Raw genomic sequence first — 24,909 nt, 5'->3', positions numbered from 1 at the left:
GGAAATGAAAATAGTTGAAAGGTAATAAAACCGCCTCTTTCCCAGACGCGACTTCATTGCGTCTCTACCAGAGTAATAAAAAAGGCCGCTAAATTTCTTCAGCGGCCTTTGGGTTAATGACTTAAATTAATTTTTCGAGGCATTACTTCCTCTGAAATTTCGCAGGTTATACGTGAACGTCAGCATAAAGTAGCGACTCAGCACCAGTGTGCGATTATCTTCTACGTAGGACGCGGTAATGTTCCGACTAATGCTGTTGTTCTGTTTCAGTAAATCGAAAATCGTCAGACGGATTTCGCCGCGTTGATCTTTAAGAATCTTCTGTCCAACCCCCAGATTAACCAGCGTAAAGCTACGGTCGTACCCTGCTCCCAGCCCTTTGTAAAGGGTATTGGTAACGTCAGGATTAACGGTAAAGCCCTTGCGAGAAATCCAGTTTAGACGGAAACGAGCCGTGTGTGAGAAGTAGTTACTGTTCTGCTGCGGCTGAATGGAGTAACGAACAATGTTATAAGAACCATTATACGATACCGAAAAATCCAGGTTTTCGCTAATGTTACTGCCCAGCACCGTTCCAGCATTGAAGGCGTAATTATTTGAAATGTTTGATACCTGATTGATTAAACCGGGCGTGCGGGTATAATTTACGCCACCGTTCAGGTTCAGGTTACTTTTGATGGACTGAATGGGTAAGCCCAGGTTCATAAAGGCCCGCATACTACGATAGCCCTGCAAGTTTACCGGACGCGAGTACTGGGACCCACGCGTTAACAGAACGCCCTCGGCCAACGTCGTATCCCGATTGGCAATAAAGGTGGAGTTAGTGATGTTATTCTGCGTAAACGTAGCAAACAAACCCCCAAAGAAGTTCACCGATTTAGCGACGTTCGTGCTGTTGTAACGCAGCGATAAGTTATTGCTGTACTCCTGTTTCAGCTCAGGGTTACCACTGGAAATAAAGAGCGGGTTCGTGATGTCATACACGTTTTGTAACTGCGTAATGGAAGGAGCGTTGGTCGAAGTACGGTAGTTAAAACGCAGGTTTTTCGTTTGCGTAAACTTGTAGTTCAGATCCGCATTTGGCAGGAAATTCTGGAACGTTTTATTCACCGAAAATTCTCGTGGATACACCTGATTACCTGACAAATCTGCCATTTGATAATCGCCGCCCAAGGTCAGGAACGCTTTGCTCGTGCGTAACCGATACGAAATGCCACCTCGATTGGTCGTGTATTGGTTATCGAAGCGATTACTTAAAATCGTGTTGAGATTGGAATAGGACTGTGCTTGTTCGTTATAGTCAAACGTTTCTTTGTTACTCTTACTATTGGTAATTGAACCGTTATAACTGAATTGTAACTGGCTCGATTTGGAAATCGGCTCGGTATAATTCACATTAGCCGACCAGTTATTACTGTTCGTATGCGTTTCCGATTGCTGATTAATCGTGGCCAGTGAGTCATTGATATAATAACGGTTCTGTGAAAGCTGGAAACCATTCCGGTTATTCGTGTTCAGCGTTGTTCCTACCCCAATTGAAATCGTACGTCCGGGCTTAGCAAAACGATAGCGGTATAAGAGGTTTTGCGAGAAATTGTAGCCATTGCTATGAGCCGAAGTATTGGTATTCGTTTCCGTTAACTTGGCTCCGGTTTCACTTTCGGTATTTATCCCGCTTACATTGCTGTTGCTGTTATTATTCTGAATACTGATACGCGGCGTCCAGATTAACGAGCTACGGGAATTGATTTGATATTCCAGCCGTAAGTTAGCCCGGTGGTTCTGGTTATTATTGGAAGAAAAGCTCGACTGATCGTAAATCTGACCTCTGTTAGCCGTTGAAAAATACGTCCGTTGCAACACACTTTCCGTAGTATTCCGGGCCTGATTGAAAAAGTAACTGCCCGTTACCTTGATTTTTTTACCCCAGTTGTCGGTATAGTTCAAGCCCAGAGCATTCGTAGAGGTAATACCACCCTGTTGACCCGTCAGGAAGTTACCGGCGGAGTTACCGCCAAATCCTCCTCCGCCACCACCAGGGTTGCCCCCACCGCCGCGATTACCACCAAAATTTCCACCACCGCCAGGACGACCGCCACCACCACTGGAACCCAGAGCACCGAGTAAGTCCTGCATGGCGAAGTTTTGCTGGTTTACGTTGTTACTCAAGCCAATCAGAGAAATCCGGCGAGCTCCACTAAAGAAGTTGATATTTCCCCCCGCCGAGTAACGGTTGTCGGTTCCATACCCGCCGTATACTTTTCCAAACTGACCGTTGTTCTTACCCGTACGCGTAGTAATATTAATCGTCCGTTCAGCATTACCGTCATCAAAACCCGTAAACTGGGATTGGTCGCTCAGGCGGTCGAAGACCTGAATTTTATCGACAACTTCGGAAGGTAAGTTCTTCAAGGCCAGCGAAGCATCATCACCAAAAAATTCCCGACCATCCACTAATACCCGTTTCACATCCTGCCCCTGAGCTTTGATTGTACCGTTTTCAATGGTAATGCCGGGCATTTTTGTTACCAAATCCTCCACGTTTGCATCCTTGGTTACCTTATAGGCATCAGCGTTGTAAATCAGCGTATCGGCTTTTTGTTCCACGCGTTCCTGCATGCCTTTGACCGTTACTTCTTTCAGGTTTCTGGAGTTGGAAGAAAGTTGTAAAGTTCCCAAATCCTGCACGCTGTTAAAAGGACGAATCTGAACCTGCTCGGTGTTATACCCAATGTAGGAAAGTCGTAAGCGATACGCTCCACGGCTCAGGTTGGGGAAGGCAAATCGGCCATCGGCATCCGTCGTTGTGCCACTGCGTTGCGTAGAATCGCGGGCATTTATTAATAAAACCGTTACTCCGAAAAGCGAAGAGTTATCATTTTTATCCGTCACCCGACCTCTCAATTCAATGCCCTGCCCAGCCGTTGCAGGGGTCGTCGTTCGGGCCGGAACCGTCGGAGGCGGCGTAGTGGCGTCGGGCGTAGGCGTGGTATCGCGGGGAGCCGTTTGACGGGCTACATTCGCAGGAGCGGACGTTACCGGAACCACCGGAACCGCAGGCGTGTTGGAAGGCACGGCCGATACCGGAGTGGAAGCTGGTTTAATCGTATCTGTAGTAACGCTGCCGCCCACCGTGGTTAAGGGAATCACGCCGACATCCGTAGGTACCCGCAAAGGGGCTACCTCTACTTCTTTGGCTTGAAAACCCGCCTTAGCTACCCGCAAGCGGTAAGCTGGCCCGTATTCGAGTCCTCTGAATAGAAATTTACCGGAAGTGTCTGTCTGGCTTGCCAGCCGCTTGGTCGTGTCTGCGGGCTGGATGAGAACTACCTTAGCTTCGGCAACGGGTTTGCTGGAAGGCTGCGTTACGCGGCCCGAAATAGCTCCTTGCTGAGCCATAGCAGCCGTGAAATTCAGACTGATTATAAGTAAGTAGAGATAGGATTTCGTTTTCATTGTTTAACACCAGGGGTGTATCATAGAAGGCTTTTTTGCTACTGAATTGACTCTCTGATAGGGAAGGGCTGTTTAGGTTTACTAGGCTCAAAAACGGATTATGACCCGTTTCAATAATTCATCGATGAAAAGTTGTTTTGAGTAGATGAGGGATGAGTTTAGGGTTGTGGGTTTGGAGTTTAGGGTTTCGTTAGTTAGTAGATTATGGTATCCCATACATGTGCTGTATATTAGTATCATTTACTTCGAGTTATAAACAACATAACAACTCAAAACTTTAAACCCACAACTCAAAACCCTAAACTCCCCTTCTTAATCGTCTGATTTTAAGAAAATACTTTCCTTATTCCGCACTAAAATATTCGTACTAGGGTTTGGGCTTTACGAGTAAGAGTCCTACGTTTGTAAGATAATTCTATTTATTCGATAGAATAAAAGCCTTATTGCATATGCAAAGTTTTCGCACTGAACTTGAAAATCCCCTGGTTGAAAAAGATATCGTTGATTTAGAGCGTAAAATCCGTCTTTTCCGGGAGGGCCAGATTCATGAAGAAAAATTCAGAAGTCTGCGGCTGGCTCGTGGTGTCTACGGACAGCGACAGCAGGGCGTTCAGATGGTACGGATTAAGTTGCCCTACGGCAAAATGACTTTCAAACAGTGGAAACGGATTGCTGATATTTCGGATGAATATTCAACGGGAAATCTTCACCTGACCACTCGCCAGGATATTCAGATTCACTTCGTAAGTCTGGATCGTACGCCTGAACTATGGGCTAACCTGGAGAAAGATGATATTACCCTGCGGGAAGCTTGTGGAAACACGGTTCGAAACGTAACGGCTTCTCCAACCGCGGGTATCGATCCCCAGGAGCCTTTTGACGTAACCCCTTACGCGGATGCTACTTTCCGTTATTTACTGCGTAATCCGATTTGCCAGGAAATGGGCCGTAAGTTTAAGATGTCTTTCTCCAGTACAGACGAGGATACGGCCTTAGCTTACATGCATGACCTGGGCTTTATTCCTAAAATTCAGGATGGGCAGCGGGGCTTCAAGGTATATGTAGGCGGCGGATTGGGTGCTCAACCAGCTCTGGCTCATCTGTATTATGAATTCCTGCCAGCTAATCAGTTGATTCCAACAATTGAAGCGGTTTTACGAATTTTTGATCGTCATGGCGAGCGGAATAGCCGTCATAAGGCCCGTCTGAAATTCCTGCTCGCTAAAATTGGTCTGGATGAATTCAAGCGTCTGGTGGAAGAAGAATGGACGGCCCTGAAATCCAAAACTTTTGAAATTGAAGCCCCAGAAAACGAAGTGGCTCCTTTAGCGACGACGGAACCTGCCTTCGATTCGGTTGAATTGACCAACTGGTATCAATCCAACGTATTTGCTCAAAAACAGGCGGGTTATTATGGCGTATTTGTTCGCGTACCCCTGGGTAATATTCGTTCCGAAGTAAGCCGTAGTCTGATTGAACAACTGAGTTCTTACGTGGCTGATGACGTTCGCGTTACGATTAATCAGGGCTTGTTACTTCGCTTTGTGAAAGGTGAAGATTTACAAACGGTTTATACCATCCTTGCGGCTCATGGTTTTGCTCAGGCAGGAGCCAACAGTACAGCCAATATCACCGCCTGCCCCGGAACGGATACTTGTAACCTGGCTATTTCAGATTCGACTTCGATTTCACTGGAACTGGAAAAAGTCATTCAGAACGAATTCCCTGATCTGATTTTTAATAACGACCTGTTAATCAAGATTTCGGGTTGTATGAATGCCTGTGGTCAACACAGTATGGCTCACATCGGTCTGCATGGCAGCTCGATGAAAGCTCCTGACAAACGGGTATTACCGGCTCTGCAAGTATTACTCGGCGGTGCGACGCTTGGCGATGGACAAGGTCGGGTGGCTGACAAAGTCATCAAGATTCCATCCAAACGCGGTCCGCAGGCCCTGCGTTGGTTGCTGAGCGATTACGATGCCAACGCCGAAGAAGGAGAATATTTCCACAATTATTATGACCGTCAGGGCGAGAAGTACTTCTACGGCTTACTCAAACCCCTCACCGATCTGACTACCGTAGTTGACAGCGATTTCGTTGACTGGGGCCAGACGGGTGCATTTGCCACCGAAATTGGAGTTGGAGAATGTGCCAGCGTCATTATTGACCTGGTAGCAACGCTGATTTTTGAAGCGGAAGAAAAATACGACTGGGCCAAGGCCGCTTTTGAAGAAGGTCGTTACGCCGATTCGATTTACCACAGCTACAGCGTCTTTGTTTCGGGAGCGAAAGCTTTATTGCTCGATAAAAGCGTAAACGTTAGCACGCAGCACGCGGTGATTAAGGAATTTGATAAGCAGTACGTAGAGACGGGAGAATTTACCTTTGGTGGTAAAACGTTCACCGAAAAGACGCTGCAAATCAACCAGAATGAACCCTCGGCAGAATTCGCAGCTCGTTTCCTGGCCGAAGCACTTGAATTTATTCAACGGGCCCGTAGCGTACGCGAAGAAGCCGTCGCTACCAAGGCCTGAGTTTATACGAATGAGCAAAAAAATAAACCCTAAACTGACCGTCGTTGGAGCAGGGCCGGGAGACCCCGATCTCATCACCCTGAAAGCGGTGAAAGTCCTGAAACAGGCTCAGGTAGTACTTTACGATGCCCTGATTGATCCCGTATTACTCGACCATTGTTCTCCCGATACGGAGAAGATTTACGTTGGCAAACGCCCCGGACAGAGTTTTTCACAGGAAAGTATCAATGATCTGATTGTGGAGAAAGCCTATGCGTCGGGTCACGTCGTGCGGCTCAAAGGCGGCGATCCTTTCGTTTTTGGTAGGGGTCAGGAGGAAATCGAATACGCCCGTCAATTTGGGATTGAAACGGATTATGTCCCGGGTATTTCTTCGGCTCTGGCCGTGGCCGGAACCGCCGGAATTCCCATGACCGCCCGGGGCGTAAGCGAGAGTTTCTGGGTCATTACTGGCACCAAAACCGACGGTTCGCTTTCTCGTGATCTTTGCCTGGCCTTATGCACCACCGCAACCGTAGTGGTACTGATGGGCATGAATAAGCTGGAAGAAATTGCTGAGCTTTGCTGCAAAATGGGTAAAGCTGATTTACCCGCTGCCATTCTGCAAAACGGCACCACGGCCGAGCAACGAACGGCTCTCGGCACGGCTCAGGAGTTACCCCGGCTGGCATTAGAACACAAGCTATCTAATCCAGCAGTGATTGTTCTGGGAGAAGTCGTTCGTTATGGGTATCGAAGTAACGACGCCGAATGGCAGGATTTCCTGAAAAACGGTAACTTATTTTCGTAACATTTTACGAAATTTTTGAATACACCAGGCAGTCGGGATTCCCGGCTGCCTATTCTTTTTACGCCGAACCTTTCCAGAATCGGAACCGTTTTATCAGGAATGCTACATTTGCAGATTGATGGAAGGCAAAGAAGATCATGAATAAAGAAGTATTCTTTCAGGACTGGGGCCTACGGGATTATCAGTCCTCCTGGGACGAGCAGGAACGCACCTTAGCAGCAGCAGTAGCCCGAAAAGTAGAGAACCGAAAGTTACCCGAAGCGGAACAGGTGCCTACGTCGAATTACCTGTTTTTTGTGCAGCATCCGCCTGTTTTTACCTTAGGCAAAAGCGGTAAACCTGAGCACTTGTTACAAACCGAGCCCGAGCTGGAAAGCAAAGGTATTCATTACTATAAAATTAATCGGGGCGGAGACATTACCTTTCACGGGCCGGGCCAACTGGTAGGTTACCCCATTCTCGACCTGGATAATTTCAAACCCGACATTCACTGGTACATGCGGACGCTGGAAGAAGCCATCATCCGTACCTGTGCCGATTACGGTCTTGCCGCGGGTCGCATTGATGGCCTAACGGGCGTCTGGCTGGATTATTTGGAACAGAAAAACCCAAGGAAAATCTGTGCGATGGGCGTGAAAGCCAGCCGCTGGGTAACCATGCACGGTTTCGCCCTGAACGTAAATACTGAACTCGCTTTCTTTGATTACATCGTTCCCTGCGGCATTGAAGATAAAGCCGTTACCTCGTTGGCGAAGGAAGTAGGCCATGAGCTTGATTTCAACGAAGTTGCTCAACGCGTAAAAACGCACTTGGCCGAGTTATTTGAAATGACTATTATCGAATCCAAGGCACACGCATAAGTCCTTCCAGGAATGGGCTTATCATTCGCAGAAATGTGAGATTGGATGCCTTGAAAAAATACGTTTACCAATGAAAAAAGACATTCCTTTTTTACCCGTTGAAGGAGTAAAAGTAGCCATCACCCGCGATATTAACGAGGCCAATGCAGCCGAATGGCGGGTGTATCTGATTAACAAAAATGAGGTTCCCATTACCAATGTTTTCGTCACTTCCCGGGGTTATAGCAATTCCGATCAGTTGGGCGAAGCTCCTCAGCAAACCTCTACTTTACGGCATTTTTATAAAGAAATTCCCGCGAATGGGCATCAGGCAGTCGAGTTAATTGACCCCGCCGTTTTTCATTTGACGAACGAATACTGGGTAAGTTACTTTATTGATAATCAGATTTATGACAAGCGTTTCATTTTCGTTCCGGGTAGCCTCGACGAACAACATCTGATTTCCATTACCCAATTGCAACGCGAAGGCGTCCTTCACGATTAATCTCATTGCTTATACCTAGCAAGCTATCTAAAATTTATAATGGAAGACATTCATGTGAAACAAGGCTTCTGAAACTTTGGGGGATAACGGCAGGTAAAATCTGCCTTATCGTGGGAATGAGATGAAATTTCGCACCAGTGATTAACCCTCAACTGTTCTGTCAAATGCAGGGAGAGACCTTGGGCGGAATGGGGCGGAGCTGACTTAATAAAGTTACCGCCTAACCAACAAGCCAGCAAAAGGTCATAAGGTTCTTCGTTTCGCTCTGAATGACAGACATTGGTGATAAGTAATGATGTGTCCTTCAGGTATGAAATGGATTTCAATACACAATCGTGTCCCCGGATTTCATCCAGAGAAGCAGCATTTATTTATATCTTATTTTTAGACAATCTGTAAAAGCGGTTCTTTTTTGAATAAGAGCCGCTTTTTAGGTAGAACAGATATTTATTTAAGATCTTGTAATGATTTCATAATCTATAATTCGGCTATAATATACTGACTATCAATTTATTAACCAATAACTGTCAACTAGTTACTAAATAGGTTTTACAATAGAGGGGCTTCTTCGTTATTTCGGAGCATGATTTAAAAGCCACCTACACCCTACGCTATGTCTCCCCTTGAGTTTCGGGCCTTTACCAAACAGTTATTATTCATCGATATTGAAACTGTTGCCGGGAAAGCCGATTTTACCGAACTTCCTGAACGCCTCCAGAAAGAATGGATTCGAAAAGCCGGAAGGCTAAAAAACGATGAAGAGCGTACCGAAGCCGAGCTTTACCCGGAACGGGCCGCGATTTACGCCGAGTTTGGCAAAATCATTGTCATCGGCCTGGGCTTTTTTCATTGGGATGAAAACGACGAACTCACCTTCCGTGTCCGCACGTTTCACGGTCATGAGGAGGCCGAAGTTTTGCAACAATTCTGTGATCTGATTGAAAAGCGTTACTCACCCAAACTGACCCTTTGTGCCCACAATGGCCGCGAGTTTGATTACCCTTACCTATGCCGCCGACTGATGGTGCAGGGCTTGAAAATTCCCAAACCGCTGTGGAATCCGAACTGGAAACGTTATGACACCCCCCATCTGGACACAATGGAGCTCTGGAAGTTTGGCGATTATAAAAACTTCACCAGCCTGGAGTTACTAGCGGCTCTATTTGAAATCCCTTCCAGCAAAGAAAATCTTTCCGGCGACCAGGTTAATGCAACCTATTACCAGCAAAACGACCTTACCGCAATCGCTGAATATTGCCGGGAAGACGTCGTTGTTTTGGCTCAGCTTTACTTACGTTTCAATCGTTTCCCCCTTCTTCCAGAAGAGCAGATTTTCAGACTTGCCTAATGGATGCTTTTACGTACTTTTGTCTGTCCCCGTCTTAATAAAACCTACATCTAAATGTATCATCGTTACTGTCTCATTCTTTATTCATTAGTTCTGTTTCCTCTCCTCTCTCATTCTCAAATAACCCTCACTTCTCCAACTTCTAGGTCTGTTTACCAGCGTAACAATCAGAACCAGGCTACGATTACCGTTGCAGGAAATTATTCCGAACCCGTTGATGAAATCAAAGTTCGTTTTCAGACAGCTTCTGGTACGAATATTGGCCCTAATGCGGCGGAAGATGAAGGCTGGAAATCCCTCTGGCAGTTTCCGGGTACGACTACCGCCACCCCCTCCAATGGTTACTTTCAAGGGAACGTAACGGTGAAAGGAGGCTGGTATGACTTGAAAGTACAGGCCTATCGGAACGGCTCACAGCTGGGTTCTGAAGTAACACTCTCCAAAGTGGGGGTTGGCGAAGTATTCATCATTACAGGGCAGTCTAACGCTACTGGCAATGGCGATGCCAATAATACTGGTCCCTCAGCCAGTTACGATCAGGTAAGTGCCGTAGCCATTGGCTATAGGCCCAATCCAGAACCGAACCCCGGCGACCCCAGCACCTGGAGTGGATGGGGCTATAGCAGCGTTAAGGATCGGGTCGCTATTCCATCTTTCGTTCATCTGGACGCTACTACGCCCATTTCTCCCTTTGGTCTTTCTTCCTGGTATTGGGGAGCCTTCGGCGATAAACTGGTGGATCAATTGCGGGTTCCAGTAGCTTTCTTTCAAGCCGGCTGGTCTGGTTCAGCTACCGCTAACTGGTTTGAAAGTTTAAACGAGAATGCCACTTCTACTTCGGCCTTTGGATACAATTACCCTGCGGGGCAACCTTATGCCAATCTTCGGATCACACTTAATAACTATGCCGCTCAATTTGGAGTCAGAGCCGTTCTGATGCACCTGGGCGAAACGGATAACTACCTGAATACACCCAGTGACGTTTTTGCCAATCGCTGGAGTCAAATCATTGCTCAAAGCCGCCAACAAAGTAATAAGCCTAATCTGGCCTGGGTAGTGGCTCGAGCCAGTCGCTTCGCTATTTCAGGGCCGTCAACGGTAAACCCCAACATCATTGCCGGACAGAATAGTCTGATTGCAAACAACACGAATGTATACGCTGGTCCTGCAACCGATGGCATTCATAACGACAGTACGCATACCTACCGTGATGCTAACGACATTCATTTTAGCGGAGCCGGGCATTATGCGGCTGCCCAAGCCTGGCTCGATGCTCTGAATCCCATTTTTTCAAGCCTTACGCCCTACGAAGCCTTGCCGTCTACTCGCCTGTATCCATCCTGTACTAATGGTCAGATGGTAGTTAAAGGAGATGCAAACTGGACTTCGTATACCTGGGTTAATACTGCTGATAATTATGGAGTTAATACCACCGCTAGTGGGTCACAGGCAACCTTGAGCCAGGGAAGTTATCAACTGAAAGTACGAGACGCTTATGATAATGTCTTACTCTCTCCTCGTATTAATGTCCCTAATTCTCTTGGCAGTGTCTCGGCAGCAATTACGGCTAATTCTCCGCTTTCAGCAGGAAATAATTTACAATTACAGGCCTCTGGTGGGCTGTATTACAGTTGGGCGGGTCCTAATAACTATACCTCTTCAGTAGCTAATCCAGTCTTAACTGGGGTAACCGGAGCCACTTCGGGTACCTATACCCTCACGGTTGCAAACCTGTACGGATGTAAGGCTACCGCGACTCAACAGGTGACTGTCATTACCGACTATATTTCCGCTAAAAGTGGTGACTGGACTGATTACACCACCTGGACTGCCAACTGTCCTGGATGTATTCCTACCCGTAAAACGAACGTAACGATAAAACCCCAGCATCAAATTCAATTCAATGCTGGGGCAGGTACTGCAAGTCAAAACTAGGACTAGCGGCAAACTAGTCACTCATCCTTACGATTTAATGGCATAGAAGCTCTTGGAAACCGGAGCTTCTATTTTTTTAGCAGGATCTACTGCAGCCATCAGTTCCGAAAGATTGGAGATTTTTCCAGCCAGAATTCCCTGCTGCTTGGCAGGTAACTTGCAGAACGTAACAATGGCTTGTGCTTCATCTTCAGCCAGGCGACGGCTTTCAACCAGTACGTAGGTGCGATAAAGAACCCGAATGGTGAGGTAATTGAGAATGATTAGAGCCGTTCCCGTTCCATGACGAAACGCTCGCTGGAAATACGCGGGATGATAGGCTTCTCCTTTCAGTTCAAGACGGACGTGACTGTGGGGAAAATATTGTTCCGTCACTTCACGAAATCCGTTCTCAAACAACAAGTTGATAAGGCTGTCAGAAGGAGTATACTGGTGCATAATCAAAGAGGGCAATTTGTACCAAAGATAATGAGAGATATACTCTATTATAAATCGCTTTGTTTCAGACCTTTTACTGAAAAGTAATACCTCTTTTTTTGAAAAATGATTGCATAATTTTCCTCTCCCATTCATTACTAAATTGTAAAGTACTTTTTGCTAAAGCATTGCTTTATAATCAGATAGCCTAAAAAAATGTATGCAAGCATACATTTTCCATAGAGTAAGCTTTTCTTGTCAGCCATCTACTTCTGTTTCCACAACATCAGGCCTTGCAATAAAAAGCTACGGGAGTGAGTATGTGAGTAGGCGTATGTTCGTATTAGCTAATCCTCTCTAATAGCTAAGGACCGGTAAGGTCATCAACAGGTGCAGTCAACAATTAACAATTTTTTAATAGATAAAAAACTCGTCTCATTAAGACGTATAGTCTAGTAAATAAATTTCACGTTATTGCGTTCTATTACCTTGAATGTCTTTAGGGAACCTTAGAAATGCAATAAAACGTTAGGGTCTTGTAAGGTCCTTATTCTATTTTCTGTTTTACAAATAGGCATTATTTTAAAATAAACGCAGATTTCTAAATGCATTTATTTTTTTTGTCCAATTTGCTTTTAAAAATACAATTATTAGTTTTGTCCTATATTCAGAAAGGCCACACTTTCGAAATTCACCAGGCCTTACCCCATCGCAATGGAAGATTACAATAAAATCATTGAGTCGCTGGGCGTCCGATTTATCAAGGCCCGGCACATTCGGATGCAACAAGCCATCCGTATCAAAAACTTTTATGACATCGAAAACTCCCTGTTGATTCTATACGACGGAGAGGTGTCATTTGGAGAAGATGGTATCCGGGCAGAGCCTGGCGATATGCTCTTCATTCCTGGGGGTAAAGCTTTAAGCATTACTTACGGCAGCAGCGAAAACCCTAAAAGCATTTCCAACGAAGAGTTTCTGACCTTCCGGGAACGCTATTTCGACTCCCGTCGTGACCCTGCTGAAATCGGGAAAATCCCCCATTCCTTTGGTCTGGTGGCATTTGAAGCTAAAGTTTTCGACTCGGTTAACTTTTTTACGTCCTTAGATGTACCTCCCTTTCTCATCAAAGGCGAGGAGTCACTGACTCACGCTCTGAAAGAAATTCTCGCGGAGGATTTCCGTGACGAAGCAGGCCGGGGCCGGATCATCAAGATCAAGACGGAAGAAATTGTTATCAATATCATTCGTTACATCCTGAAGCACCGTCTGTTTGTAGAGCAATTAGCCACCAACAGTACGTACTTCAAAGATCCTCGTCTGATCGATATTTTCACGTACATCAAAGACAACATCGGCGGCGATCTGTCTAATAAGGTACTAGCGAACGTAGCTAACGTATCGGAAGATTACGTAGGTCAGTACTTCAAGATGCTGACGGGTATTAACCCTCAGGATTACATCGAGTATCAACGCATGGAAGCTGCCGTAAACCTGTTACGCACTTCGAAGAAGAGCATTCGGGCTATCGGTGCGGAAGTAGGCTACAAAGACACCGCGTATTTTTGCCGTCGCTTCAAAATGATGTTTGGCATTCCTGCGGGCAAAATGCGTCGTCGGGAATCGCTGATGAATCTGTAAGCGAAGTTCTTTACAAAGAAAAATCCCCGATTAGCCCTAGGCTGATCGGGGATTTTTCTTTGTATTCAAGGCTATTAGAAGCCGCCCTGATCGTAGAAACTCCGGCGGCGGGATAGCTTCAGGTCTTTCAGCATGGCCGAACGTACGCGTAATTCGAAGTTATAGTTCCCCCCCCGCAGGTTCTGGGCAATAGGCGTCCAGTTGAAGGAAGCTTCCCAGCAGTGCAGGTTACGGGTCAGACCGATGTTGGTTAATGACGGAGCGTTCTGCACGAAATCCCAGCCCGTAGTAAACGTCATGGCCCAGTTTTCCGTCAGTTTAATATCGCCGTTCATACTCAGCGTCTGGAACTTTTGAGCCCGAGCCAAACCGTATTTGGTATAGCTAAAGTTGTAACTCACGTTGACATTCCAGGGGACATCCCAGTCAATATACAACTGTGGATTACTCTGAATGAACCGCATTTCGGCATCACTAACGCCTTCGGGTTTCTTCTTTTGCTGGTCTTTATTATCTTTATTTTTCTTCTGGCCCCCTTTAAAACCCGTGCTGAAACCAATATTCATGGTTTGCAAAGCGGCCAGTCCTTTACCACTCGCTACTCTCAATCGGTTCACCCTTCGCCCACTCAACAGGTATTCATCCTGAACAACGTCGTAAGGGTCAAAACTGGAAGCAAAGTTCACATTATACTTTTTAAGGATAACGGTATTTGCCACCAACGACAGATTCGAGAGATTAAAGGAGTCCGCCAGGAAGTTATAACTCCCCGAAAGGCCGAAGTTATCCAGCAGGTTCACTTTCTGAAAAGCCTCTTTGGCCGTATCTGATTTGGCCCGAACTTTCATTTCCAGCTGGTTGGTCAAACTAAAGCTGGCCGAAGCCGCCTGACCTACCCCCCCACTGTAGTTACTAAATTTGGATAATAGACGCGTATCGCCCCGTTCGTTAATCTGTACTTTCTGATAAAATTTACTCGATAAGTCTGGCGTATAGCTCAAACTGATGGAAGGAGCAAACGTATGGCGAATGGCCTCCAGACGACCTAGCTTTTTGAAGTAATACGTTCCGTATACCCGTGTGTTAATTCCTAACGAAGTAGAATAACTATACGCAGGAGCAATCCGGTTTAATGTATCTACGTATACCCCGCCACTATCTGATCGAACGCCATACACTAGTTCTCCGGGTTTGATATAACGATAACTAAACTGCTTGGTATAAAGGTTACCTTGCAAACTTACGCCTGGCGTTACGTTGATATAACGGGCAATTTTGAAGTTAGGTAAGGATATAGGAATGGAAAACGTAGTAGTTACCTGGCTGTTTCTCAGAATCTTGGGGAGGTTTTCAATATTGAACGGTATATTACCTGTCACTAAAGTAGTTGCAGTAGTTGAAGAAGTTGTCGTAGTATTTACCGTATCAGGAAAGTAGTTCGCGATTCGGAACTCGTTGCCATAGGAACTGTTACTCACAATCTGAGGCTGAATATTATTTGAGATATCCACATTACTAGCCAGGTTCAACCCTAAGCGGAATGATTCATACCAGGCCGGAGTAACGGCTTTTTTCCTACGGAAAGGCTGGAATTGCGTAACGGCTGCATTCACCCCTACCCCTGCCGTCAATGCTCGCGTCGTTACGTTCTGGTTTACCCGGAAGTTGGCACTGGTTTGAATGAACTGACCAAAATTATGGGAATACTGAACGGAAGACCCGAAGACGTTCTGCTGGTAACGCCCCAAACCAGTCGAAGTCGTCAGGTTTTGTTCGTTATTACGGGTATAGTTACTACTGGCAATGTTAACCGAAGCCGAAAAACTATAGGGCCGACCTAGCGTTTGTGGGGTGTGAGACCATTGCACGCTGAAGTCATTCGAAATCGTACGGTTTGGACCGATCTCATCTCCTGACTTGTTATGGTTATAAATCAGACTGAAGTTACCGCTGTATCTGTATTTTTTGATGTAATTCCCCTGCGAACCAGCTCCCCAGCCTCCTTTGGAATAAAGCTGGCCCGTAAACCTTAGCCCCAGGTTATCATTAGCCGCCCAGTAATACCCGAAGTCCCGAAGATAAAACCCCCGGTTTTGCGGTTCCTCGCCGTAGTTTCCCAGAATAAAACCAGATTTACGTTTTTCGGAAAAAGGGAAGAAACCAAACGGTAATCCCAGCGGTAGCTGAATTCCCGCAATAACTAAGTTGAAAGGCCCGGATATGACCTGCCTATTATCGCCTTTCCCCTGCACAAGCTTGATCCTCGGAGCCTGAATGCCGTAGTGCGGATGTAATAAGTCGCAGGTGGTATAAAAGGCTCCCCGCAGGAAGAAGTTATTAGAGCTATCTTTTTTGACAATTCGCCCCCGCACGTTTCCTTCGCCCTGCTTGGTTACGATGGTTTTAATGGCGGCTCGTTTGGTCTTGAAATTGTAACGGATTTCGCTGGTATTGTAGGTGTCGGCTCCCTGCTCGAAAATAGGTTCACCGATAACTTTCCCAGTCGAATCTTTCCGGCCAATGGCGTAAACCTCATTCGTTTCCCAGTTAAGCTTGATATAATCCGCTTTGAGATGAATGTCCTGATAATCCACTTTGGCATCCCCGAAAAGTTCGACAATCTTTTCATCAGCCGTCATAATGGTGGAATCGCGGGCGAAGTATTCGACTTTAGCCTGTAAATCACTATCATCAGCCAGCGAATCAGGTTTGGCAATCTTCGCGGAGTCGGCGGGAGTAAGCGGTTTTAAAGAATCGGCGGCTACGGGTCGTCGAACACCTCCAAAAGGCAAAGCCATACGTTTTGATCCCGGACGTTGTCCCCAGGCCTGCAAACCGAGCAACACAAAAAAGATCAAAAGAAAACTGTTCTTCAACGTTTCTGAAATTTAATAACCATTCAATGAGCCCGTTTTTTAGACAGGGGATTGGAAAACTTTCTAAAGCATTTTCCGTTGACACTTAATAAATCATTGAGAATTCCCAACTAAAATAAAAGCGAAGATAAGACACTGACTTTGGCTTTGCCGGTCATGTAATAGCTTTTTCCTTTAAATTTGTCGGGCAAAAATACAGAGTAACTCTTCCAACCTTTTGCAGCATGCGTGAAAAAAGCCAGTTAAAGTGTGTTAATGTATGGCCCCTTCTGGGTTTAGTAATCTTTCTCTTTAGTTTTCAGGCGAATCAATCGTCCGAAAGGCCCATCCCTACCCATACAGCTCCCAGTGAAGAAAACCTGCGGACGGTAGTGATTGACGCGGGTCATGGCGGCAAAGATCCGGGGGCTATCGGCAAAAATGGAACCCGTGAAAAGAACGTCGTACTGGCCATTGCTCTGGGTGTTGGGCAGATGATTAAAGATCATTACCCCAACGTCAAAGTTATTTATACCCGAAAAAGCGACGTTTTTGTAGAGTTACACGAACGTAGTGCTATTTCTAACCGAAATAAGGCGGATCTGTTTATTTCCATTCACGCCAACGCCCTCACTCGCCGGGATTATTACGGAACGGAAACCTACGTAATGGGTTTGCACAAATCCGAACAAAACCTGGCCGTAGCAAGGCGAGAAAACGCCGTAATTCTTCAGGAAGCCAACTATCAGAAGAAGTATAACGGCTTCGACCCTTCTTCGCCGTTGGGAGCAATCATGCTCGAAAACTATCAGAATGCTTATCTGTCAAGTAGCCTTAATTTTGCCTCGAAAGTAGAACGTTATTTCAAACGAGCGGATCGCATTAGCCGCGGCGTAAAACAGGCTGGATTCCTGGTTCTGTGGGAAACGGCTACTCCGTCCGTACTGATCGAAACGGGGTATTTATCTAACCCTACGGAAGAAGCCTTTTTGGCCAGCGAAGAAGGGCAGGATAAGCTCTCAAAAGCCATTTTCCAGGCCTTCGAACAGTATAAAAATGATATGGATAACTAGGTTAGTTGTTAGTTTTGGGTTGTTAGTAACCACCTACTACTTTGCGTGATGAGGCTACTTGTTCAATCGAGTTACCAGTCACTACTCTGATTATCAACGATTCACCCAACAACGAATAACCATCCACTTACAACTTCACCCAAATGCTTCTCCGACTGATTCGTCAGAATTATTCGTTTTTTCTGCCTTATGTAATCCTTCTGATTGTGGTGGGAAGTATGCTGTCGCAACTGGACCGAACCGTACTCATGCGATGGATAAATGGGTATAATCATCCGTTCTGGGATCGTTTTTTCTATTACCTGACCGATCTGGCCGATGGAGCCACTGGTTTTGGTGTAGCCGTGGGTTTATTATTCGTCCGCTTCCGCTGGGCTTTAGCGGCGGGTTTATCTTTCCTGCTGGCGGGCGAGTTTACGCAACTTCTTAAACACGTTTTTTACGAAGGCGAATTACGCCCCAGTGCTTTTTACAAAAATTCGGGCTGGGCTTTTCACACGGTTGAAGGATTGAACCTGCACAGCGTTAACAGCTTTCCCTCGGGCCATTCTACCTCGGTTTTTGCTCTTTGCTGCTTATTAACGCTTCTAGTTACCAACAAAAACTGGGGTTGGCTTTTTCTGGCAATAGCCGTCTTGGGAGCGTACTCCCGGGTCTATTTATTTCAGCATTTTGTGGTTGACATTTACGTCGGCTCCATCATCGGAACAGTAACCACTTTAGTCGTTTTCGCCGGGCTGGAATCCTATTGGAAAAATCACCCCAAGACCTGGTTAGACCGAAGGGTACGACTTCGAAGATCCCTATAACTAAAAAGGCAACTGCTTGAGTCAGTTGCCTTTTTAGTTATTACTTCGCCGCTCCTTCGAGCTTATATACCCAGGCATACTGACAAGGTATCGTCACTGGGGTCAGGCTAGGTGCCGTAATGCTTAATTTGCTACCCTTCATACTGGTTTTAACTTCGCCTTTATACCCTAGCAGCGTTACGCGTTTCGGCGTGTTAATGTTTTCTACGGGAATGGTATCCATCCATTCTGTCGTCAGTACATAAATATCTTTTCCTTTTTGGGTGAAGAAAACTTTGTTACCCTTCCTGAAGGCTGGAGCCTGTGCCCAGGCACGCGTACCGTAGATCGCCTGGTCATTCACTTTCAGCCAATCGCCCATATCTTTGAGCCGTTGCTGCATAATGACTGGAATTCGTCCATCGGCGGTGGGGCCAATATTCAGTAGTAAATTTCCTCCCCGAGCTACTTTTTCCACAAGTATGTGGATAAGTTGAGCGGAAGACGAATAATCTTCTAAAATCTCCGCCCGGTTATACCCAAATGAACCCCCAATGCCCCGGCATTCTTCCCAGGGACGGCTGAATTTCATGTTATCTGCATTACCCTCGTGCACTAAATCGTACTCTGTAGTGTAGAAGCCTCCGTGCTTGGAACGCGTTTCCTTGCCCCAGCGGTCATTTACCACTACCGTTTCCTTCACAGGCGACTCATTATAAAGCCAAGCCAGGAACTCCGTACTTTTCCACACCTCTGATGGATGATCCCACTCCCCATCCGTCCAAACCACATCGGGCTTATAGGTAGTCACTAAGTCTTTTAACTGCGGAATCATGTGGTTATCCACATACTTATCCACATCTTTTCTATATAAGGGGTTATACCATTCATACAGCGAATAGTAGTAACCCATATGCAAACCTTTCTCTTTTACCGCTGTCGTTAGATCCCCCAGCAAATCGCGGTGTGGGCCGACATCTACGGCATTCCAGTTCCAGGACTGGGCACTGGGCCAAAGGGCAAAACCCTCATGGTGCTTGGAAGTCAAGACCACATATTTGGCTCCCGATTGCTCAATGATTTTCGCCCACTCATTCGGTTTAAATAACTCGGCCTTAAAATCTTTCACAAAATCCTGATACCTGAAATCCGCTCCGTATACCCGATCATGAAATTTCTGGAAAATAGGAGACGTCCGGCCTTTCTTATCCTGCCATTTCCACCAGTACCATTCAGAATACTGGTCGTAAACGCCGTCAATGTCACGGGCGGTGGGAGCAAAAGAGGGCACCGAGAATAAACCCCAGTGAATAAAAATTCCAAATTTGGAATCCTCAAACCAGCCGGGAATGGGCCGGGAGTCGATAGAAGCCCAGTTGGCTTCGTATTTTTTCTGGGCAAAAGCTTCCATCGAACAGAGGAGTAAAAGCGATAAGAAGATTTTTTTCATGTGTTTAGAGGAATAGAGATGTACGTACAAAAGAGTACGAAATAGAATTCCTACTCTGAGGATTAATGTTTTCTATAAGGCATCTTCAAAATGTTCGATTTCAGTTTTTGTTCGACTCATACTGATGGCAATGACATCAAACCGGATATTTCCCCGCCAGTTGGTTTCGTAGACAAATTGATCCGCCGCTTTTTTGATGCGTTCTATTTTTTTAGGCGAGACAAACGACTCAGGATAACCGTAGGAAAGATTGGTTCGGGTTTTTACTTCGACAAACAAAATCCAGTCGTCTTTTCGAGCGATCAGGTCAATCTCGGCCCGCCCAGCCCGGTAATTCTGGTGAATGATTTCATAACCTTTAGCTTGCAGGATCTGAGCCGCCAGTGCTTCGCCTTTTTGGCCTAATTGAGTCGTGGTTAACACAAAATTTAGGGTAGGTTGGTGGAACGTAAAGGAAAGATGGCAAGATTTGAAGGTAAACCCAACGATTGGCTTCATGAAACCCCGATTAACCATTGAATATTGCCCCAAATGCGGCTGGCTATTACGCTCGGCCTGGCTGGCACAGGAGTTATTGACCACCTTTACCGAAGAACTGGGGGAAGTCGCCCTGAGGCCCGCCGAAGTTTCCGGTCGATTCAAGATTTACATCAATGACGAAGAAATTTTTGACCGGAAACGAGCGGGCGGTTTTCCCGAAATAAAAGAACTAAAACAGCAGGTCCGCGACCTGATTGCTCCCGAAAAACCCCTCGGCCATTCCGACAAGAAAGCCTGATTAATAGCTGATGGTTTTTAGCTGCTGCGATTGCCAAACTATCAACTGACATTCAACACTTTGCAACCGTCTGTTATTTATTACAAGAATTTCCATACTTACTAACCACTCAGCCTTTATGAAGAAGTATCTGTTGATAACCAGTTTAAGTTGGTGCTTTTTAAGTTGTCAAACTGCTGAAACGAAGCAGGAGCCTCAGAAAACAAAAGTTAAAGTAGTATCGGAGTCGCGTACGCTCGAGCCCCTGAGTTACGATCTGCAAAATCCCATTCAGACTTTTAAAATGCCCGCTTCGCTTAAGGAAATCTCTGGCATTACTTATGTAAAGGCGGGTCAGTTGGCAGCAATTAATGACGAAGAGGGCGATTTATTTCTCATCGACGCCCAAACCGGAAAAGTGACCGATCAGCGAATGTGGGGGACGAAGGGAGATTACGAAGATATTACCTATCACGAAGGTAAATTTTATGTGCTCCGAAGTGACGGTCGTTTATTCGTTTTCACCCTCGGGCAAACTTCACAGCCGGGCGGTTTTCTGACGAATAAGTCTACCCATATTCAAATGCTGGATCTTAGTTTGCCCGACAAAAATGAACTCGAAGGTCTTTGCTTTGATCCCAAAACAAAAAACTTTTTCATTGCCGCCAAAGAAACCAAACGCAAAGGCGTGGATAAAGACAGTCGTTACGTCTATTTCTACGATCCTGTACAAAAAGAATCCCGTCGGGGACTGGTTTTACGGAAGCGTAGTTTCGAGAGCGTGGGGTTTACAGGTGAAGACGCCAAATTCCGGCCCTCTGCCATCGCGGTGCATCCGATTACCCAAGAGGTGTACATTTTAGCTGCTTCCGGTCAGAAGCTACTAGTACTAGATCGCAAGGGCGGTAACTTTATCCACGTAGAAAAACTAAATCCGAAAGCATTAGAGCAGCCCGAAGGCCTTTGCTTTAGCCCTGACGGTACCTTATATATTTCCAGTGAAGGCAAAAAAGGGTCGGGCGTTATTCAGGTATTTAAATGGAAAGGAGAGCAGAAGTAATGCGGTAAAACCGCTAGTGAACCCATCAAGCTGTTTAGAATCAGGCTAAAGCAGAACCGGTGCTACCCCAAACTGTACGCTTTATTAGACCTGAGTCCTGCTGGCAGCATAAATGAGGGAACAGGTTATCCCTTCTGCATGAAACGAGCAAGCGAGCGTTTGCCGGAGTGAGTGATTAATGTTCATTTGCTTCAATTACTCGTATACTCAATCAATCTAATACTTAAGCAGTTTTATAATTAATAAAATCATTACAAACTATAAGGAAATTGCAAAACCAGCCATTCAAACTATCATATACATACGATGAGATTATATGATATTACTAAGTAAGTATTTCTATATCAAGCGAAAATAATTATAGGGTAAACAAAAATTTCCTATAAGAGCTAACTATAAAAATATAGTAGCTCCTATAGGAAACAGTATTTGAAATACACTATGCTTACCCTACTATTTTTGGGCAGGTATAGCGTTTCGTAAATATCTAAGTAGTTAATACTTAATTACTTTTTGGGTTAAGACCCCGTCCTGTGTAGGTATGGAAATCATATACATACCTACAGGCAATTCTTGTAAGTCTAAAGATACCTTAGTGCCTACTAAATTTTGGGTACGTAATAGATGGGACTGCATGTCATACACATATAAATACTGTAAATGACCGTCTGGTACACTCACCGATACTTTATTAGAGAAAGGATTAGGAGAAATACTGAGCGTACTTGTTGCATCACTTTCTATAAGCTCACTTTGTTTTACAAAAGAAAGTGAAGTGGCGATAATCTTTTCGTAACAGCCAATATCGTAGGAACCTTGCTGAGGTCTAGCTGTGCCCAATAAGTCAGTTACTATGCCCAGAGAATCAATTTTTATACCACTGTTAACCAGAGGAGAATCATCCTTAGGAAGGTAATCTTGCAAATTCTCAAACTTCGTATTTGGGATTGTATTTTGATAATTCCCCGCTTGTAATAGATTCACACCAGACGCATACTGTAAATATTGACCGTTAGGACTAGCCATTGCATTATTGTATACCTGAACTTTTGGTAACGTATTTGTTAAATGAATGGCAGCCTGCCCCGTAGGTACGACAGTATTATTTAGTATACGTAGCTTGGTACCGTTAACTCCTCCAGCCCCAGAGGTAGACACGATTCCGTAAGCACTATTTTCAACTACTAAATTATTATGTACGGAAAGATCAGCTACCATACTTGTGATGTAAATTCCACTTCCAGTAGTTTGCCTGATTTTATTGTTATAGCAGTATCCACCGGTCCCATCCCCAATCTGAATACCCATATTATAGTTTTGATACCCGGCCTGAGTTATAGTATTTCCGTAAACTTCAGCATCGGCAGCACTGGCATATAAAATACCCGTTGTTCCGGTTCGGCTTAATACATTCCGAAAAACCTTTAAGCCTTGCATGAGATGAGGGTATACGTTTTGACTAGCTCCAGAGCAGGTAACAGTCACTCCAGCCCCATAGGAAGTATGACCTGCAAAAATGCCTGGGCCACCAGTGTCATGAATGTAATTATCGTGTAACTTAATTCCTTTCATCACAAATTGACCTCTCTGGGTAGATGGATCACAGGTTGGGTCCGTTTTAGCCATGATTCCCACATAGCCTGCATTCCCAATTTCTACATGATCAACTTCTACATCTGTACTTAGAGAGCTTATCAGCATTCCCATACGGCCAGAGCCTGTTTTATTTACTACTATTCCATAGGCTATAGAATCAACACCTGAACCTGTAAAGACGATATTCTTACAGTTATTAAAAACGATTCCGTCATTATTCGTATTAGAAATGCTTACCTTGCCACCAAAATTTTTAAAAGTAATGGGAGCGGAAGCAGTTCCACTAAAGTTAGCCAGGTAAAGATTGCTATAAGACCCGGCCTGGATGCAGACGCGTTGTCCGGGTTGTACATTTAGCGTACTAGCTGAATAATAGCCGCTGGTAGTGATTGTTGCATGACAGGCTGTTGTATCAGTATTAAGTGTTGATACAACTTCATAACAGCCAATATCAAAAGCATTTTGCAGGGGACGTACATTCCCATCCCGATCAAACGTAAGGTCAGGAATCGATAAACCCTGGTTTAATAATGGCGATATAGATGTAGGATGAAAATCATTAGCTCCTACAAATGAGGCAGCGGAAACCCCACCCATAAAGTTGTTGTTATTCTGAGTATTTACGCCCGCTGCCGTTTTAATGTATTGTCCTGATGCTGGGGCTATTAAAGCGTTATTAGTAATATAATGAGCATTCTCTGTACTATATAAAAGAATAGCATCCCCTCCCGGAGAAATAAAGGTGTTATTATATACTTTCAGTGTAGATTCCGGGAAGGACCCAACGCGTTTATCGGCAAATAGACCTGTACTTCCAGAACGTACAATTAAGTTGTTGTATATTTTCTGATTAGCAGCAAAACTTAAAAAAATAATTCCTACTCCCGGGGCATCTTTAATCGTATTATTATAAAGTTCACCGCCAGACCCATCCCCAATTTGGATGCCATTATTTTGATAATTAGCGAAAGGAGAAATACCTGGTGAATTAACAATATTATCATGCACTTTCGCATCTGGAGAACAACCATATTGAATTCCTTCAGCTCCTGTACGTTCTACTAGATTATGGTGAATAGTTAAACCCACTATTTTATGTGGATAAACCGTAATGCTTGTTCCATTACAATTGATGGTTGATCCTCCACCCCAAAACGAGTTCCCGGCATAAATTCCTTCGCCACCGCAGTCGTGAATGTAATTGTCGTGAATATTGACATTATACATGGTAAAATTTTCACGCCAAGTGGCAGGATCGCACCAAGGATCCGTTTTGGTCATAATTCCAGCAAAGCCTGCGTTGTTAATTTCTAAATGGTCGATTTCACAATTAGTACTTTTATCCATAACCGATAACCCCATTCGGCCACTTCCAGTCCCTTTGACGTGAATCCCATAGGTTTGTTGAGAGCTTCCAGTACCCGTAACTTTGAAGTATTTACAATTAGCAAAGGCCAAGGCATCCGTAGAGGTATTATTTTCTATTTCGACTACACCTCCACAGTTTTTAAAGATAATTGGGTTTGCTGGTGTTCCAGAGAGATTAGAAAACTGAAGATTTGTATATTGACCTGCCTGAATACAAACGGTTTGGCCGGGTTGGACTGGTAAATTGCCGGGGCCATAATAGCCACTACTTGTCACCGTATAGTCACATCCACACGTCTGGGCATGAGAAGAAAAAGTCCATAAAAGGACTAATAGCATAGGTAAAAAATGCTTCATGAAAATTTAAGTATAAAGGTGTGTGTATTTTATACCCTGCATATTTAGGTACTTAATTTTGAATATTACCGAGGCAGTTATATTATCTTTTTGTGATTAGCTCACTGGAAGAAAAAATTATGTATCCTACTAATAGT

General features: G+C 45.0%; 17 protein-coding genes. 11 read left to right on the top strand and 6 right to left on the bottom strand.

From position 1 onward, the window contains the following. Positions 1-126: 126 nt before the first annotated feature. Positions 127-3,456, bottom strand: a complete 3,330-nt coding sequence (locus QE357_RS02255; RefSeq protein WP_309705499.1) for a TonB-dependent receptor domain-containing protein — start codon at positions 3,454-3,456, stop codon at positions 127-129. Between the two features lie 449 nt (positions 3,457-3,905). Here QE357_RS02255 and QE357_RS02250 point away from each other — a divergent pair, with 449 nt between their 5' ends. The 6 genes from QE357_RS02250 (at position 3,906) to QE357_RS02225 (ending at position 11,410) form a co-directional block, all read left to right on the top strand. Further along, positions 3,906-5,993, top strand: coding sequence for a HEPN domain-containing protein (locus tag QE357_RS02250; RefSeq protein WP_309705497.1), 2,088 nt, complete (start codon positions 3,906-3,908; stop codon positions 5,991-5,993). A gap of 10 nt (positions 5,994-6,003) precedes the next feature. Continuing rightward, complete coding sequence (gene cobA / locus QE357_RS02245; RefSeq protein ID WP_309705495.1) at positions 6,004-6,783, top strand: uroporphyrinogen-III C-methyltransferase; 780 nt, start codon at positions 6,004-6,006, stop codon at positions 6,781-6,783. Between the two features lie 137 nt (positions 6,784-6,920). Beyond that, positions 6,921-7,643: a lipoyl(octanoyl) transferase LipB gene (lipB, locus tag QE357_RS02240; protein ID WP_309705493.1), complete on the top strand. Its 723-nt coding sequence runs from the start codon at positions 6,921-6,923 to the stop codon at positions 7,641-7,643. A gap of 70 nt (positions 7,644-7,713) precedes the next feature. Then, positions 7,714-8,127, top strand: a complete 414-nt coding sequence (locus tag QE357_RS02235; protein ID WP_106638418.1) for a hypothetical protein — start codon at positions 7,714-7,716, stop codon at positions 8,125-8,127. A gap of 613 nt (positions 8,128-8,740) precedes the next feature. After that, positions 8,741-9,475 carry a 3'-5' exonuclease gene (locus QE357_RS02230; RefSeq protein ID WP_309705489.1) on the top strand — a complete coding sequence of 245 codons (735 nt, stop codon included), beginning with the start codon at positions 8,741-8,743 and terminating at the stop codon, positions 9,473-9,475. A gap of 54 nt (positions 9,476-9,529) precedes the next feature. After that, positions 9,530-11,410: a sialate O-acetylesterase gene (locus tag QE357_RS02225; protein ID WP_309705487.1), complete on the top strand. Its 1,881-nt coding sequence runs from the start codon at positions 9,530-9,532 to the stop codon at positions 11,408-11,410. Between the two features lie 27 nt (positions 11,411-11,437). Here the strand turns inward: QE357_RS02225 and QE357_RS02220 are convergent, their stop codons facing one another. Beyond that, positions 11,438-11,848, bottom strand: coding sequence for a hypothetical protein (locus QE357_RS02220; RefSeq protein ID WP_106638415.1), 411 nt, complete (start codon positions 11,846-11,848; stop codon positions 11,438-11,440). A 693-nt stretch (positions 11,849-12,541) separates the two neighbouring features. Here QE357_RS02220 and QE357_RS02215 point away from each other — a divergent pair. Next, positions 12,542-13,468: an AraC family transcriptional regulator gene (locus QE357_RS02215; RefSeq protein WP_309705484.1), complete on the top strand. Its 927-nt coding sequence runs from the start codon at positions 12,542-12,544 to the stop codon at positions 13,466-13,468. Between the two features lie 74 nt (positions 13,469-13,542). On the opposite strand, the gene QE357_RS02210 is transcribed toward QE357_RS02215, so the two are convergent. Further along, positions 13,543-16,344, bottom strand: a complete 2,802-nt coding sequence (locus QE357_RS02210) for a putative LPS assembly protein LptD (RefSeq protein WP_309705483.1) — start codon at positions 16,342-16,344, stop codon at positions 13,543-13,545. A 224-nt stretch (positions 16,345-16,568) separates the two neighbouring features. Between QE357_RS02210 and QE357_RS02205 the strand changes: the two genes are divergently transcribed. Next, positions 16,569-17,396 carry an N-acetylmuramoyl-L-alanine amidase gene (locus QE357_RS02205; RefSeq protein WP_106638411.1) on the top strand — a complete coding sequence of 276 codons (828 nt, stop codon included), beginning with the start codon at positions 16,569-16,571 and terminating at the stop codon, positions 17,394-17,396. 143 nt (positions 17,397-17,539) lie between these two features. After that, positions 17,540-18,205 (top strand): phosphatase PAP2 family protein, encoded by a 666-nt coding sequence (locus tag QE357_RS02200; protein ID WP_309705481.1) that lies wholly within the window; start codon positions 17,540-17,542, stop codon positions 18,203-18,205. A gap of 40 nt (positions 18,206-18,245) precedes the next feature. On the opposite strand, the gene QE357_RS02195 is transcribed toward QE357_RS02200, so the two are convergent. Further along, complete coding sequence (locus tag QE357_RS02195) at positions 18,246-19,634, bottom strand: alpha-L-fucosidase (protein ID WP_309705479.1); 1,389 nt, start codon at positions 19,632-19,634, stop codon at positions 18,246-18,248. A 72-nt stretch (positions 19,635-19,706) separates the two neighbouring features. After that, the gene (locus QE357_RS02190) at positions 19,707-20,132 is read right to left on the bottom strand and encodes a YraN family protein (protein WP_106638408.1); all 426 of its coding nucleotides are present in this window, start codon (positions 20,130-20,132) and stop codon (positions 19,707-19,709) included. Between QE357_RS02190 and QE357_RS02185 the strand changes: the two genes are divergently transcribed. Together QE357_RS02185 and QE357_RS02180 are read left to right on the top strand one after the other, a co-directional pair. Next, positions 20,131-20,412 carry a SelT/SelW/SelH family protein gene (locus QE357_RS02185; RefSeq protein ID WP_106638407.1) on the top strand — a complete coding sequence of 94 codons (282 nt, stop codon included), beginning with the start codon at positions 20,131-20,133 and terminating at the stop codon, positions 20,410-20,412. The genes QE357_RS02190 and QE357_RS02185 overlap by 2 nt on opposite strands. A 118-nt stretch (positions 20,413-20,530) precedes the next feature. Then, a complete protein-coding gene (locus tag QE357_RS02180; protein WP_309705475.1) occupies positions 20,531-21,451 on the top strand; it encodes an SdiA-regulated domain-containing protein in 921 nt (306 codons plus the stop codon). A 495-nt stretch (positions 21,452-21,946) separates the two neighbouring features. On the opposite strand, the gene QE357_RS02175 is transcribed toward QE357_RS02180, so the two are convergent. Further along, a complete protein-coding gene (locus tag QE357_RS02175) occupies positions 21,947-24,772 on the bottom strand; it encodes a right-handed parallel beta-helix repeat-containing protein (protein ID WP_309705473.1) in 2,826 nt (941 codons plus the stop codon). Positions 24,773-24,909 lie beyond the last annotated feature (137 nt).

The organism is Siphonobacter sp. SORGH_AS_0500 (assembly GCF_031453245.1).
In the GTDB taxonomy this organism is placed as follows: Bacteria; Bacteroidota; Bacteroidia; order Cytophagales; family Spirosomataceae; genus Siphonobacter.
Note: the sequence above shows the minus strand (reverse complement) of the source record. Positions and strands in the feature narration are given on the sequence as shown.

What these genes read in the sequence shown, in the direction of transcription:
- QE357_RS02255 (WP_309705499.1), bottom strand. Translation starts at nt 3,456, where the DNA reads ATGAAAACGAAATCCTATCTCTACTTACTTATAATCAGTCTGAATTTC.
- QE357_RS02250 (WP_309705497.1), top strand. Translation starts at nt 3,906, where the DNA reads ATGCAAAGTTTTCGCACTGAACTTGAAAATCCCCTGGTTGAAAAAGAT.
- cobA (WP_309705495.1), top strand. Translation starts at nt 6,004, where the DNA reads ATGAGCAAAAAAATAAACCCTAAACTGACCGTCGTTGGAGCAGGGCCG.
- lipB (WP_309705493.1), top strand. Translation starts at nt 6,921, where the DNA reads ATGAATAAAGAAGTATTCTTTCAGGACTGGGGCCTACGGGATTATCAG.
- QE357_RS02235 (WP_106638418.1), top strand. Translation starts at nt 7,714, where the DNA reads ATGAAAAAAGACATTCCTTTTTTACCCGTTGAAGGAGTAAAAGTAGCC.
- QE357_RS02230 (WP_309705489.1), top strand. Translation starts at nt 8,741, where the DNA reads ATGTCTCCCCTTGAGTTTCGGGCCTTTACCAAACAGTTATTATTCATC.
- QE357_RS02225 (WP_309705487.1), top strand. Translation starts at nt 9,530, where the DNA reads ATGTATCATCGTTACTGTCTCATTCTTTATTCATTAGTTCTGTTTCCT.
- QE357_RS02220 (WP_106638415.1), bottom strand. Translation starts at nt 11,848, where the DNA reads ATGCACCAGTATACTCCTTCTGACAGCCTTATCAACTTGTTGTTTGAG.
- QE357_RS02215 (WP_309705484.1), top strand. Translation starts at nt 12,542, where the DNA reads ATGGAAGATTACAATAAAATCATTGAGTCGCTGGGCGTCCGATTTATC.
- QE357_RS02205 (WP_106638411.1), top strand. Translation starts at nt 16,569, where the DNA reads ATGCGTGAAAAAAGCCAGTTAAAGTGTGTTAATGTATGGCCCCTTCTG.
- QE357_RS02200 (WP_309705481.1), top strand. Translation starts at nt 17,540, where the DNA reads ATGCTTCTCCGACTGATTCGTCAGAATTATTCGTTTTTTCTGCCTTAT.
- QE357_RS02195 (WP_309705479.1), bottom strand. Translation starts at nt 19,634, where the DNA reads ATGAAAAAAATCTTCTTATCGCTTTTACTCCTCTGTTCGATGGAAGCT.
- QE357_RS02185 (WP_106638407.1), top strand. Translation starts at nt 20,131, where the DNA reads ATGAAACCCCGATTAACCATTGAATATTGCCCCAAATGCGGCTGGCTA.
- QE357_RS02190 (WP_106638408.1), bottom strand. Translation starts at nt 20,132, where the DNA reads ATGAAGCCAATCGTTGGGTTTACCTTCAAATCTTGCCATCTTTCCTTT.
- QE357_RS02180 (WP_309705475.1), top strand. Translation starts at nt 20,531, where the DNA reads ATGAAGAAGTATCTGTTGATAACCAGTTTAAGTTGGTGCTTTTTAAGT.
- QE357_RS02175 (WP_309705473.1), bottom strand. Translation starts at nt 24,772, where the DNA reads ATGAAGCATTTTTTACCTATGCTATTAGTCCTTTTATGGACTTTTTCT.